Origin of the sequence: Streptomyces sp. NPDC052773 (assembly GCF_044547145.1) — a bacterium.
GTDB lineage: Bacteria > Actinomycetota > Actinomycetes > Streptomycetales > Streptomycetaceae > Streptomyces.
Genome location: NZ_JBITZX010000002.1, coordinates 468,630 through 481,119 on the forward strand (window position 1 = coordinate 468,630; position 12,490 = coordinate 481,119).

At 72.4% G+C, this 12,490-nt stretch carries 13 protein-coding genes and 1 pseudogene; 6 read left to right on the forward strand and 8 right to left on the reverse strand.

What is annotated here, in order from left to right:
• Positions 1-6: 6 nt before the first annotated feature.
• Entirely contained in the window at positions 7-1,806 is a 1,800-nt protein-coding gene (gene ggt, locus ACIG0D_RS07195; protein WP_399796843.1) for a gamma-glutamyltransferase, read from the reverse strand.
• An 82-nt stretch (positions 1,807-1,888) separates the two neighbouring features.
• Between ggt and ACIG0D_RS07200 the strand changes: the two genes are divergently transcribed.
• Complete coding sequence (locus tag ACIG0D_RS07200; protein WP_399796845.1) at positions 1,889-2,638, forward strand: hypothetical protein; 750 nt, start codon at positions 1,889-1,891, stop codon at positions 2,636-2,638.
• Positions 2,639-2,733: 95 nt separating this feature from the next.
• The gene (locus ACIG0D_RS07205) at positions 2,734-4,302 is read left to right on the forward strand and encodes an alpha/beta fold hydrolase (RefSeq protein ID WP_399796847.1); all 1,569 of its coding nucleotides are present in this window, start codon (positions 2,734-2,736) and stop codon (positions 4,300-4,302) included.
• A 222-nt stretch (positions 4,303-4,524) separates the two neighbouring features.
• On the opposite strand, the gene ACIG0D_RS07210 is transcribed toward ACIG0D_RS07205, so the two are convergent.
• Positions 4,525-5,268, reverse strand: coding sequence for an amino acid ABC transporter ATP-binding protein (locus ACIG0D_RS07210; RefSeq protein ID WP_399796849.1), 744 nt, complete (start codon positions 5,266-5,268; stop codon positions 4,525-4,527).
• Positions 5,269-5,488: 220 nt separating this feature from the next.
• Positions 5,489-5,896 (reverse strand): DUF6278 family protein, encoded by a 408-nt coding sequence (locus tag ACIG0D_RS07215; RefSeq protein ID WP_399796851.1) that lies wholly within the window; start codon positions 5,894-5,896, stop codon positions 5,489-5,491.
• 174 nt (positions 5,897-6,070) lie between these two features.
• Here ACIG0D_RS07215 and ACIG0D_RS07220 point away from each other — a divergent pair, with 174 nt between their 5' ends.
• Complete coding sequence (locus ACIG0D_RS07220; RefSeq protein ID WP_399797091.1) at positions 6,071-7,831, forward strand: GDSL-type esterase/lipase family protein; 1,761 nt, start codon at positions 6,071-6,073, stop codon at positions 7,829-7,831.
• Positions 7,832-7,893: 62 nt separating this feature from the next.
• Here the strand turns inward: ACIG0D_RS07220 and ACIG0D_RS07225 are convergent, their stop codons facing one another.
• The 4 genes and pseudogenes from ACIG0D_RS07225 to ACIG0D_RS07240 form a co-directional block, all read right to left on the reverse strand.
• A complete protein-coding gene (locus ACIG0D_RS07225) occupies positions 7,894-8,673 on the reverse strand; it encodes an exodeoxyribonuclease III (RefSeq protein ID WP_399796853.1) in 780 nt (259 codons plus the stop codon).
• A gap of 57 nt (positions 8,674-8,730) precedes the next feature.
• A complete protein-coding gene (locus tag ACIG0D_RS07230; RefSeq protein ID WP_399797093.1) occupies positions 8,731-9,366 on the reverse strand; it encodes an MBL fold metallo-hydrolase in 636 nt (211 codons plus the stop codon).
• Between the two features lie 57 nt (positions 9,367-9,423).
• Positions 9,424-10,731, reverse strand: coding sequence for a 4-carboxymuconolactone decarboxylase (gene pcaC / locus ACIG0D_RS07235; protein WP_399796855.1), 1,308 nt, complete (start codon positions 10,729-10,731; stop codon positions 9,424-9,426).
• 131 nt (positions 10,732-10,862) lie between these two features.
• A pseudogene (locus ACIG0D_RS07240) lies at positions 10,863-11,296 on the reverse strand (MBL fold metallo-hydrolase); the annotation flags it as partial.
• Here ACIG0D_RS07240 and ACIG0D_RS07245 point away from each other — a divergent pair.
• From ACIG0D_RS07245 to ACIG0D_RS07255, 3 genes are read left to right on the forward strand one after another with little or no spacing between them, the layout of a single operon-like run.
• The gene (locus tag ACIG0D_RS07245; RefSeq protein ID WP_399797113.1) at positions 11,204-11,473 is read left to right on the forward strand and encodes a hypothetical protein; all 270 of its coding nucleotides are present in this window, start codon (positions 11,204-11,206) and stop codon (positions 11,471-11,473) included. The pseudogene ACIG0D_RS07240 and the gene ACIG0D_RS07245 overlap by 93 nt on opposite strands.
• A 1-nt stretch (position 11,474) precedes the next feature.
• Complete coding sequence (locus ACIG0D_RS07250; RefSeq protein WP_399796857.1) at positions 11,475-11,942, forward strand: hypothetical protein; 468 nt, start codon at positions 11,475-11,477, stop codon at positions 11,940-11,942.
• Positions 11,939-12,064 carry a hypothetical protein gene (locus tag ACIG0D_RS07255; protein ID WP_399796858.1) on the forward strand — a complete coding sequence of 42 codons (126 nt, stop codon included), beginning with the start codon at positions 11,939-11,941 and terminating at the stop codon, positions 12,062-12,064. Before ACIG0D_RS07250 ends, ACIG0D_RS07255 begins: the two co-directional genes overlap by 4 nt.
• A gap of 16 nt (positions 12,065-12,080) precedes the next feature.
• Here ACIG0D_RS07255 and ACIG0D_RS07260 read toward each other — a convergent pair whose 3' ends face one another.
• Entirely contained in the window at positions 12,081-12,377 is a 297-nt protein-coding gene (locus ACIG0D_RS07260) for an SUKH-4 family immunity protein (RefSeq protein WP_399796860.1), read from the reverse strand.
• Between the last annotated feature and the right edge of the window lie 113 nt (positions 12,378-12,490).

Consider the following 12,490-nt stretch of genomic DNA (forward strand, 5'->3'; position numbering starts at 1 on the left):
CCTCGGCTAGCGGGTGGGCCGTACGACCATCGCCGAGCCGCCGCCCCGGCGTTCCGTCTCCGCCGCCGCCAGCCACTTGCCGCCGGGCAGGCGCTGGACGCCGGTGGCGGCGCCGATCTCGGGGTTGAGGCGGAAGGCGTGGCCGATCCGCTCCAGTTCGGCGCGCACCGCGCTGTCGTACAGGCCGGGTTCGAGTTCGCTGGTGGCCGCGTTGCGCTGGCTGGCGCGCGGGGCGGCGATGGCGTCGACGAGGGGCAGGCCGCGGTCGAGGAAACCGGTCAGGGTCTGGAGCACCGTGGTGATGATCGTGGCGCCGCCGGGCGAGCCGAGGGCCACGACGGGCCGGTCGTGGCGGTCCAGCACGATCGTCGGGGACATCGACGAGCGGGGCCGCTTGCCCGGTCCGGGCAGGTTCGGGTCGTGGACGGCCGGGTTGGCGGGGGCGAAGGAGAAGTCCGTCAGCTCGTTGTTGAGGAGGAAGCCGCGGCCGGGCACGGTGATGCCGCTGCCGCCGGTCTGCTCGATGGTGAGGGTGTAGGAGACTACGTTGCCCCACTTGTCGGCGACCGTCAGGTGCGTGGTGCTGTCGCCCTCGTACGTGGTGGGCGCCGCGGGGCCCGTGGTGCCGCAGTCGGCGGGGTGGCGCGGGTCGCCGGGCGCGAGCGGGCTGGTGAGCACCGCGTCGTCCTTGATGAGGCAGCCGCGCGTGTCGGCGTACCGCTGCGACAGCAGTTCCTTGGTCGGTACGTCCTCGAAGGCCGGGTCGCCGACCCAGCGGCCCCGGTCGGCGAAGGCGATACGGCTGGCCTCGATGAAGCGGTGCAGGTAGCGGGCCTGGCTCGCCTGGGACAGGTCGGTGCGCTCCAGGATGTTGAGCGCCTCGCCGACGGTGGTGCCGCCGGAGGAGGACGGGGCCATGGAGTAGACGTCGAGGCCGCGGTAGGTCGTCCGGGTGGGTGCCTGGGACTTGACGCGGTAGGCGGCGAGGTCCTTCTCGGACAGGTCGCCGGGGCGGGCGTTCCAGCCCGAATCCGGGTCCACCGGGGGTTTGTTGACGGTGGCGACGATGTCCTCGGCGAGGTCGCCGCGGTAGAGCGCGCCGGTGCCCTTGCGGGCCAGCTCCTCGTAGGTGCGGGCCAGGTCGGGGTTCTTGAACGTCGAGCCGACGACGGGCAGTCGGCCGCCCGGCAGGAACAGCTCGGCGGTGTCGGGGAAGTGGCGGAAGCGGGTCTCGTTGGCGGCGGTCTGCGCGCGGAAGGTGGCGTCGACGGTGAAGCCGTCGCGGGCCAGCCGCACGGCGGGCTTCAGGAGCGTGCCGAGCCGCTGGGTGCCCCACTTGTCGAGGGCGGCGCGCCACGTGGCGGGAGTGCCGGGGGTGCCGACGGCGAGGCCGCTGCTGACGGCCTCGGCGAACGGGATCGGCTTGCCGTGCTCCAGGAAGAGGCCGGAGTCCGCGGTCAGCGGGGCGGTCTCGCGGCCGTCGAGGGTGTGCACGCTGCGGGACTTGGCGTCGTAGTAGACGAAGTAGCCGCCTCCGCCGATGCCCGCGGAGTAGGGCTCGGTGACGCCGAGCGCGGCGGCGGTGGCGACGGCCGCGTCGACCGCGTTGCCGCCGTTCCTCAGCACCTCGATGCCGGCGGCGGAGGCGTCCGGGTCGACGCTGGCGACGGCGCCGCCGTGGCCGACGGCGACCGGTACCTTCTCGGGGGCGGTCCGGGGGGCGTCGGGCGGGGCTGCCGCTCCCACCGACACCACGGCGGCCGAGACCGCCAGGACGGACAGCTTGCGTACGACGGGACGACGCATCCGCACCTCCAGTGAAAGGCCGTTCGGGCAGCCTAGTCCATGACCATGGGCACGTCAGGTGCACCCGATACGATGCCCCGCCATGAACGACGACGTGCGCAACATCGTCCTCGGCGTACTGGCGACCGGCATAAGCGCCGCGCTGGGCTGGTTCACCCGTACCTACCTCTGGCGCCGCCGACTCCGCCGCAAGCAGGCGTTCTTCGGGCTGCCGGACAACTCCGAGTCGCTGCTGGTGGTCAACCGGGACGCGGGCGGCACGGATCTGATGGTGACCCGGCACGACGTGTTCGCGCTGCTGGAGCTGTCGGCGCTGATCAAGGACTGCAACGCACACGCGCAGGTGGTGGCGCACGACTCGGCCCAGCAGGGGTTCGGCGAACGCACCGAGTTCTGCGTGGGCGGGCCGGTCTCCAACCGGCGGATGGCCGCCCATCTGCAGAGCCTGCTGCCGGGGGTGCGGGTCAACGTGGACGGCGAACCGGGGCCGGAGCGGGGCGCGTTCCGGATCGGGGGCGAGCGCTACCTGATGGAGCCGGGCCGCACCGAGTACGTGCTGCTGGCCCGGCTCACCGGCGGTCAGGCGCCCCAGGCGCGGCCGGTGTTCCTGTTCTGCGGGCAGCGGGCGATCGACAACCAGGCCGCCACCCGGTATCTCGCCCGCCATCACGAGCGCCTGTCCCGCACGTACGGCAAGGGCTCCTTCGTGCTGCTGCTGAAGGTGGTCAACTCCCAGGCGTACGGGCCGGACGTGGTGGAGCTGGTGGCGGACGTGACGCGGGCGGCGCAGTCGCCCCTCCCGGCGGAGGCGGAACGGTCCGCCCTTCAATGATTGTTACTTTCACGTAACTTACCGACGGGTTACCCCTGGTAAGCCCCCGCGGTTACCGTCGGGTCACTTTCGTTGACACGAGTGAGGAGTGACCCGTGGGACTCCATCGCAAGGCCCTGCGCACGACCGCCGTGGGCGCCGTCTCCGCGACCCTGATCGCCGGTGGCGCCCTCACCGTCGCCCCCACCGCCCACGCCACGACCGGCGGCGTACGGTTCGTCGACATCACCGGCGACGGCGGTACGACGCTCAAGGCGAACGTCGTCACCCCCGCCGGCGCCGACGGCTCCCGCCGCTACCCGCTGATCGTGCTGCCCACGAGCTGGGCCACGCCCCAGATCGAGTACCTGGCCCAGGCCCAGCGGCTCGCCGACTCCGGCTATGTGGTCGTCACCTACAACGTGCGCGGCTTCTGGCAGTCCGGCGGCCATATCGAGGTCGCGGGCCCACCGGACATAGCCGACGCGTCGAAGGTGATCGACTGGGCACTGGCCCACACCCCGTCCGACGCGTCGAACATCGGTATGGCGGGCGTCTCCTACGGCGCCGGGATCAGCCTGCTCACCGCCGCCCACGACGAGCGGGTCAAGGCGGTCGCCGCGCTCAGCGGCTGGGCCGACCTCATCGACTCCATCTACTCCGGCCGCACCCAGCACGCCCAGGCCGCCGCCCTGCTCCAGGGCGCGGGATCCCTCACCGGCCGCCCGAGCGCCGAACTCCAGCAGATCTTCCAGGACTTCTTCGCGTCCAACCTGGACAAGGAGGACGAGATGCTCGCCTGGGGGGCGAAGCGCTCCCCCGCCACCCACCTGGACCGGATCAACGCCCACGGCACCGCCGTCATGCTCGCCAACGCCTGGGGCGACACCGTCTTCCCGCCCAACCAGTACGCCGACTTCTACGAGAAGCTGACCGGCCCCAAGAGACTCCAGCTGCGCCCCGGCGACCACGCGACCGCCGAGGCGACGGGCCTGCTCGGGCTCCCCAACGACGTCTGGACGGACACCGAGCGCTGGTTCGACCACCACCTCAAGGGCGAGGCCAACGGCATCGACCGCGAGCAGCCGGTGCGGCTGAAGTCCCGTACGGGAGGCGGCTACGAGACGTACCCGGACTGGAAGTCGGTCGCGGCGACCCACCGGAAGATCACCCTCCAGGGCACCACCACCATCGACACGAACGTCAACACGGGCGCGGACGGCGGCGTCATCTTCCTGTCCAACCTGCTCGACCAGATCGCCCAGGTCCCGCCGGTCGCCTCGATCCCCCTGCTCCCCCGCCGCTGGGCCGCCGTCTGGCAGTCGCAGACGTACGCCACCGCCCAGCGGGTGCGCGGCACCGCCACGCTGCACACCACGGTCACCTCGACCAAGGAGAGCGGAACCCTCGTCGCGTACCTCTACGACGTGGGCCCGCTCGGCCTCGGCAAGCTGGTCAGCAACGCGCCGTACACCTTCCACGGGCAGACGCCGGGTCAGCCGTTCGGCGTCGACCTGGAGCTGTTCTCCACGGCCTACGACGTCCCGGCAGGGCACCGGCTCGCCCTGGTCGTCGACACGGTCGACCCGCTCTACATCGAGCACAACCCGTCCGGCGCGCGGCTGACCTTCTCCTCACCGGCGAACGACCCGTCATACGTGTCGATTCCGCTGCGCGAGCAGTGATCGGCGGCCGCGGCCGGACGGCCCGGCTCTGGGTACTGCTGCCCCCTACGGTCCGCGCATCCCGACGCGAATCGGCGAGAGTTCCCTCGCCACGGGGATGAACGGCACATCGTAGTCGAGTTCCGGCGCGCTGGGGGCGGCCGGTCGGTGGACGCCCTGCCGAAGGGGCGTCCACCGGGCACGGAGCGCCCGGGTGACGGGGACCATGGGCGGTGCCCCCGCTCAGTGGTGGAGGATCTTGGCGAGGAAGTCGCGGGCACGCTCGCTCTCGGGTGCGGTGAAGAACGCGTCGGGCGCGCGGTCCTCGACGATCCGGCCGTCGGCCATGAAGACCACACGGTTGGCGGCGGAGCGGGCGAAACCCATCTCATGGGTGACGACCACCATGGTCATGCCCTCGCGGGCGAGCTGCCGCATCACCTCCAGGACCTCGTTGATCATCTCGGGGTCGAGGGCGGAGGTGGGCTCGTCGAACAGCAGCGCCTTGGGGTCCATGGCGAGGGCGCGGGCGATGGCGACCCGCTGCTGCTGGCCGCCGGAGAGCTGGGCGGGGTACTTGTCCGCCTGGTCGGCGACTCCGACCCGTTCCAGGAGTTCGCGGGAGCGCCGGTCGGCCTCCTCCCTCCCCCGGCCGCGGACCTTGACCTGCCCGAGCGAGAGGTTCTGCAGGACCGTCTTGTGGGCGAACAGGTTGAAGGACTGGAAGACCATGCCGACCTCGGCGCGCAGCCGGGCCAGCGCCTTGCCCTCCTCGGGCATCGGCCGGCCGTCGAGCAGGATCGTGCCGGACTGGACGGGCTCCAACCGGTTGATCGCCCGGCACAGCGTCGACTTGCCCGACCCGGACGGGCCGATGACCACGACCACCTCCCCCTTGCCGACGGTGAGGTCGATGTCCCGCAGGACATGCAGCTCCCCGAAGTACTTGTTGACGTTCCGCAGCTCGATCAACGGATCGACGGCCATGCTCAGCGCTACCCACTTTCCGCTGTGTCGTGGTTGCCGCAAACTATCCACCCCAGAAGGGAGTTAAGACGCGACACGCACCTTCCGGACATAAGCCGTATTTACGTCAACGGGGCCGAGGGGCGGCTCCCTCAGGCCCTCCAGGCCCCCCTCAGGCCCCTCCAGGCCCCTCCAGGCCCCTCCAGGCCCCTCCAGGCCCCTCCAGGCCCTCCTGGACCCCTCAGCTCTCCGCGACCTCGGCGTACAGCTGGGACAGCTCGGGCACCCCATTGGCCGCCCACTCCTGTCCGACGGCCACCACGTCGACCTCGCGCCCGGAGGCGAGCAGGACGACCGGCTGCCCGTCGGGGCGGATCTCCCAGGCCGCGCCGGGCACGGTCCGCACGATGACAGTGCCCAGATACAGACCCGCGTCGTTGCCCAGCCGCAGCAGCATCTCCGCGTCGTCCCGCCAGCGCGGCGGCAGCTGGTCCAGCGCCTCCAGGGAGGCCGCCGTGTCGTCGAGCCGGACCCCCGCCTCCCCCGCCTGGGACCGCAGCAGCTCGCACTCGGCCAGGAGTTCGGCGATGCCCGCGGGGTCGACCGCCCCGTGCCCCGTGCGCCGGCTGCCCAGGAAAGGGATGTTCATACCTCCAGACTGACATTCGTACCGGCGTGCGCACCACAGGGCACGCGGACGATCCCGGCCACGCCTGCGGGCGGTTTCACGCCGTGTTCGTCCGCGGTTCGTTGACGGCTCCCCGGCCCCTGCCTAGCTTCACGGAAGCGGTGTCCGTGTCCCCTGAGTCGGGAGGTCCGGTTGGTGCGTCGAGGGGTCCGAGGGCTCGCGGTCGTCCTCCTGCTGTGCGCGTCCGTGATCCCGGCGGCCACCGCGCAGGCCACCGGCGAGCGGCGCGCCGAACCACGGCCGATCACCCAGCTGTTCGACAACCGGGCCGTCAGCGACGACGCCCGCCCCGCCGAGGCGGACTTCGACGGCGCCGGCGCCTCCCTGTCCGCCCGGGACCTCGCCGCGGCCGGCTGGACGCCCGGCCGCGCGCTCACCGTGCAGGGCGCCCGGCTGACCTGGCCGAAGCGGGCCCCGGGCGAGCCGGACAACGTGGTCGCCGCCGGCCAGCAGGTGCGGGTGCACGGCCGCGGCGACGCCCTCGCCTTCCTCGTCGCGGGCACCACCGGGCAGGACGTCACCGGCTCGGGCACGGTCGGATACGCCGACGGCTCCGTCTCCTCCTACCTGCTGACCGCCCCCGACTGGCGCCGAGGCCCCCTCGCCACCAAGGCGGTGGCCCTGCCCCACATCAACACCCCCGGCGGTCAACTCGCCGAGAAGGCCCGGCTGTACGTCGTGACGGTGCCCGTCGCGCCGGGCCGCGAGGTCGTCTCGGTACGGCTGCCGCGCGCGGCCGGACTGCATGTGTTCGCGGTGTCGGTGCGGGCGGCGGCGACCGGCTGGACCGGAAGCTGGGCGACGGCGACCTCCGGCTATCCGGCCGTGGGGCCGTGGACCGACCGGACGCTGCGGCTGGTGGTGCACACCTCGGCGGGCGGGCCGCGGGTGCGGCTGCGCTTCGACAACACGTTCGCCGCCGCGCCGGTGCGGATCGGCAGCGCCACCGTCGCCGTCCAGGACACGGGGGCGGCGGCGGTCGGCACACCGGTGCCGCTGACGTTCGGGGGCGCGAGAGGCACGGAGATCCCCGCGGGCGCCCAGGTCCGCAGCGACCCCGTGGACTTCGCGGTGGCGCCGGACACCAGTCTGCTGGTCAGCTTCCACCTCCCCGGCACGGTGCCCGCGGCGCCCGTGCACCGGCTCGCGCAGCAGCGGTCGTATCTCAGTGAGGCCGGCGACCACGCGGCCGACGCCACGGCGGGCGCGTACACCACGGTCATCACCAGCTGGCCGCTGCTGACGGGGGTCGACGTGGGCGGCGGGCCGGGCTCGGTCGTGCTGCTCGGCGACTCCATCACCGACGGGGACAAGTCGACGGTGGACGCCAACCGGCGCTGGCCGGACGTGCTGGCCCGGCGGCTGCTGGCGCAGAGCGAGGTGCCGCGCTACGGCGTGCTCAACCAGGGCATCTCGGCCAACCGTGTGGTCACCGACGTCTACCCGGGCGACGGCGTCTCGTCGAGCTCGGGCGGGGTGAGCGCCCTGCACCGGCTCGACCGGGACGCCCTCGCCCAGACCTCGGCGCGCACGGTGGTCGTCTTCCAGGGCGTCAACGACGTGCGCTGGGGCACGAGCGCGGCGCGGGTGACCGACGGGCTGCGGGAGATCGCCGGCCGCGCGCACGCCCGCGGGCTGCGGGTGCTGGCGGCGACGATCCTGCCGTGCGAGGGCGAGGCCCGGTGCACCGCCGCCGTCGACACCGAGCGGATCGCGGTCAACGACTGGATCCGCCGCGCCGGCGTGTTCGACGGCGTGCTGGACTTCGACGCGGTGATCCGGGACCCGGCACGGCCGTCCCGGATGCTGCCCGCGTACGACAGCGGCGACCATCTGCACCCGGGCGACGCCGGGCTCGCGGCGCTGGCGGAGTCGGTGGACCTGCGGCTGCTGTGAAAGAACCCGTACGGGGCTGGACGTCGAGGCCGACGAGGATCCCGTACGGGGGCTGGACGGGGCTAGACCTCGAGGTCGACGACGACCGGCGCGTGGTCCGAGGCGCCCTTGCCCTTGCGCTCCTCGCGGTCCACGTAGGCGTCCTTGACGGCCTTGGCGAACGGCTGGTTGCCGTAGACCAGGTCGATGCGCATGCCGCGGTTCTTGGGGAAGCAGAGCTGGCGGTAGTCCCAGTACGTGAACGGGTGGTCGTACTTCAGGGGGCGCGGGACGACGTCCTCCAGGCCCGCCTCGCGCAGGGAGGCGAGGGCGGCGCGCTCGGCCGGGGTGACGTGGGTCGAGCCCTCGAAGGCGGCCGGGTCGAAGACGTCGTCGTCGGTCGGCGCCACGTTGTAGTCGCCCATCACGGCGAACGGGCGGCTGCCGCCCGCGTCGCCCGCGACGGCGGCCTTCAGGGCCTCGAACCACTGGAGCTTGTACGCGTAGTGCGGGTGCTCCACCTCGCGGCCGTTCGGCACGTACACCGACCAGACGCGGACCGGGCCGCAGGTCGCGGAGATCGCGCGGGGCTCCGTCACGCCGTCGAAGCCGGGGTCGCCGGGCAGGCCCTTGACCACGTCCTCGATACCGACGCGGGAGAGCACCGCCACCCCGTTCCAGCGGCCCGTCGCGTGCACCGCCGCCTCGTAGCCCAGCTCGCGCAGCTCGGCGAACGGGAACTGCTCCTCGGCGACCTTGGCCTCCTGGAGGCAGAGCACGTCGGTGCCGCTGCTCTCCAGCCAGGCCAGGAGCCTCGGCAGGCGGGCGGTGATCGAGTTCACGTTCCAGGTCGCGATGCGCATGTCTCACAACCTACCCGGCGGCACTGACAACGCGGTGCCGCCCGGGCGTCGGGGTGCTCACACCTCGGCGGAGCCGCCCGGCGTCAGCCGCAGGTGCTCCGTGCCGCCGAGCCCGCCGATCTGCCGGTCGTAGATCGGGCGGGCGAGGTCGGTGAGGAGGGCGTCGTGGATGTCGTAGGCGCGCTGGGGGCGCACCTCACGGACGTAGTCGATGACCTCGGAGATCTTGTTCCAGGGAGCCATCACCGGGAGCATCAGCGTCTCCACCGGCTGGTCCGGGACGGTGAGGGCGTCGCCGGGGTGGAAGACCCGGCCGCCGTCGATGAGGTACCCGACGTTGGTGATGCGCGGGATGTCGGGGTGGATCACCGCGTGCAGCTCGCCGTGGACCTGCACGTCGAAGCCCGCGGCCGTGAAGGTGTCGCCGTGGCCGACGGTGTGCACGCGTCCGGGGAACGCCGCCGAGATCCGCTCCGCAACCGACTTCAGGGTCCAGATCCCGGCGGCCGGATTCGCCTCCATCGCGGCGCGCAGCCGTCCCTCGTCGAAGTGGTCGGGGTGCTCGTGCGTGACGAGGATCGCGTCCGCGCCGACGGCGGCGTCCGGCTCGCTGAATCCGCCGGGGTCGAGGACGAGGGTGCGGCCGTCCTTCTCCAGGCGGACACAGGCGTGCGACTTCTTCGTGAGCTTCAGCTTCATGGGATCATCCTGCCCGCCCGCCCGGAACGCGTGCTCACTCCCGGGGCGTGGTCACTCCTGGGGCGTGGTCTCCTCCCGGATGACCTCCTGGGCCACCTTGAACGCGCTGTTCGCCGCCGGTACGCCGCAGTAGACGGCGGCGTGCAGCAGCACCTCCTTGATCTCGGCCGGGGTCAGGCCGTTGCGCAGCGCGGCGCGGGTATGGAAGGCCAGCTCGTCGAGGTGGCCGCCCGCGACCAGGGCGGTGAGGGTGATGCAGCTGCGGGTGCGGCGGTCCAGGCCGGGCCGGTTCCAGATCTCGCCCCAGGCGTAGCGGGTGATGAACTCCTGGAAGTCCCCGGAGAACTCGTCGGCCTGGGCCAGCGCCCGGTCCACGTGCGCGTCCCCGAGCACTTCCCGGCGGACCTTGATCCCGGCGTCGTACGGGTCGGGCCGGCCCACGGCGTGCGGCTGCTCGGCGGCCGGGGCGATCTCGGCGATGGGCGCCGTCGGCGTGGCCTGCGGGGGCGCCGCGGCGAGCACCGGCTTGACCGGGGCGGCCGGAATGGCGATCTGGCCGGTGCCGGGGTCGACGATCGGCTGCCAGGCGGTGGAGAAGTGGGTGACCAGCAGGTCCGTGACGGCGGCCGGCTGCTCGACGGGCACCAGGTGGGAGGCGCCGGGGACGACCGCGAGCCGGGCGTCCGGGATACCGGCGACCAGCGTGCGTGCCTCGGCGGGACCGGTGACCTGGTCCTCGGAGCCGACCAGCACCAGGGTGGGCACGCCCACCCGGCCCAGCTCCGGCCGGACGTCGAAGGTGGCCAGCGCCTCGCAGGCGGCGATGTAGCAGCCGGGGTCGGTGGTGCGCACCATCTGCACCGCCCAGTCGGTGATCGCGGGCTGGGCGGCGGCGAAGCCGGAGGTGAACCAGCGGTCGGGCGCGGTACGGGCGATCGGGTCGAGACCGTTGGTCCGCACGATCACACCGCGCTGGCGGAACTCGTCCGCCGTGCCGAACCGCGGGGAGGCGGCGATCAGCACGAGGGAGGCCAGCCGCTCGGGGTGGCGCAGAGCCAGCTCCACGCCGACGGCACCGCCGAGCGCGCAGCCCGCGTAGCCGAAGCGCTGCACCCCGAGCCCGTCGAGGGTGGCGAGCAGCCGGGCGGTCAGCTCGGCGACGGAGCCGGCGGGGTAGGCGGGGGCGCCGCCGTGCCCCGGCAGATCGAACCGGAAGACCCGCCACTGCTTGGCCAGCTCCGGGACCTGGCGGTCCCACATGTGCCAGGTGGTGCCCAGTGAGGGACCGAGGATCAGGACGGGAGCCTCTTCCGGCCCGTCAAAGCGGTATTGCAGGGTGTTCGACGGTGTCTCACTCACGCGTCAGACCCTCTCACGTCTCAGGGGTGTCCTGGTGACGGGGGGCAGGGCTGGGCGACCTCGGTCGTGCGCGTACCGGCGGGGAGCGGTACCGGCACCCGTCTCCGGCGCGGGCCTGTGCGTCGACCGGCTCAGTGACCTCGTGCGATCCATGTCGCGAGGTGAGGGCCTCTTGGCCGATGATGGTGTCCGCGCCGTGACCGGTGCGGACCGCGGTGGTGGGCACAGTGAGGAGCTGGTCGCGGATCGAACGGATGATGGTGGGGAAATGCGAGTACTACCGTCCCGTCGCTCCGGGGCCGCCCGTGAACAGGGGGTAGCCGTCGGGGTCTCGGGCGGGGTGGGTTTGCTGCCACAGCGGCGGGTCGTCGCGGTGCAGCCAGATGACGGCGCCGGTGCGGTCGGCGAGGGCGGGCGCGGCGCCGATGTGGTCGTTGTGGGCGGGCGCGGCGCCGATGTGGTCGTTGTGGGCGTGGGTGCACACGATGGCGGTGAGCCGGCGGTCGCCGACGGCCTCGGCGATGGCGTCGGCGTCGTGGGCGGCGGGGATGACGACGACCTCGTGGGTCCCGCGGTCCAGGGCTGGTGGTGCGCCGTCAACGGGTTCCCGTACCGCGTGAAGACCACCAACGTCAACAAGACGATCACCGTCGAGGTCTTCAAGCGCTATAACTACGGCAACCCGGCGGGCCGGCGCCGCCCCGCGGGGCAACGTCGGCAAGTGGAAAGGAGCCGGGGGTGAGATGCCCATCCGTGCGCTCCGGCACCGGGCAGCGGGGCTGATCCTGGGCCTGCTGCCGCTGCTGGTGGTCGCCTCGTGCGGTGAGGAGCCGGGGAAGCACTTCCCCGGTGCCTTCCCGGACACGCACACCGATGTGAGCGCTGCCCAGGCGTTCCGCGACCACGGGATCGACCCGCCGGCGTCGGCGCATGTCGTGGGCTACTACGCGTGGTCCGAGGACGAGACGTACCCGATGGCGGCCGTGCTGCGCATGCCGTGCTCGGCTCTGCCGGGGTTCGTGGCGGGCAACGGCTTCCGGAAAACCACGTCCGTGGACCAGTACGCGGTCCCGGCCGAGGTCTTCGCCGAGGGGCGCGGCTGGTCGGAGAACGACACGGACGCCCGGTACGTGCGGAAGGGGTCCGGTCGCGTCACCGGTCTCGTCGTCCACCCGTCGGGCACGCAGTGCAAGGTGTATCTGCACACGTGACGGGCGTGCGGATCCTCGTGGACGTGGTGGTCGCGCTACTGGCGGGGATGGGCGCCGTCCTGGGCACGAGCGTGACGGTGTGCGGCCTGCTGCACCGGGGCGGTGGTGATCAGGGAGCCTGACGCTCAACACGCCTCGTCAGGTGTAGACACCCGTCGCGAGGTTCTCGAAAAGCTCGTTCCACTCGCTCAGCTCGTGGGCGAAGGGCAATCGGTCGGCCTGCCTGATGTCGGCCAGCAGCGTCTCGACTTCCCGACGGCGGCACGTGTCCTCCGACTCGGGGTCTTCTCCGGGCGCCCGCTCGTAGGACTCGATGTAGCCGACGAATGCGGTCAGGGTTGTGGCCAGGGACGACAGGTCGCGGTGAATCGGAATGGTCTGCTGAAGCGCATCGGTGTACTGGTACACCACTCCCGTCTCCGGGGCGATCACCACGGCGTTGACCGGGAAGTTCCCGATGGGGATGACCTTGTTGTCAGCGTCTCTCCGGCGAAGCCGTACCGCTCCGCCGTGCTCCGCGGGAGCCGGTGTGTGTTCTCTTCACTTCC

What these genes read in the sequence shown, in the direction of transcription:
- ACIG0D_RS07210 (WP_399796849.1), bottom strand. Translation starts at nt 5,268, where the DNA reads ATGGCCGTCGATCCGTTGATCGAGCTGCGGAACGTCAACAAGTACTTC.
- ACIG0D_RS07200 (WP_399796845.1), top strand. Translation starts at nt 1,889, where the DNA reads ATGAACGACGACGTGCGCAACATCGTCCTCGGCGTACTGGCGACCGGC.
- ACIG0D_RS07215 (WP_399796851.1), bottom strand. Translation starts at nt 5,896, where the DNA reads ATGAACATCCCTTTCCTGGGCAGCCGGCGCACGGGGCACGGGGCGGTC.
- ggt (WP_399796843.1), bottom strand. Translation starts at nt 1,806, where the DNA reads ATGCGTCGTCCCGTCGTACGCAAGCTGTCCGTCCTGGCGGTCTCGGCC.
- ACIG0D_RS07225 (WP_399796853.1), bottom strand. Translation starts at nt 8,673, where the DNA reads ATGCGCATCGCGACCTGGAACGTGAACTCGATCACCGCCCGCCTGCCG.
- ACIG0D_RS07250 (WP_399796857.1), top strand. Translation starts at nt 11,475, where the DNA reads ATGCCCATCCGTGCGCTCCGGCACCGGGCAGCGGGGCTGATCCTGGGC.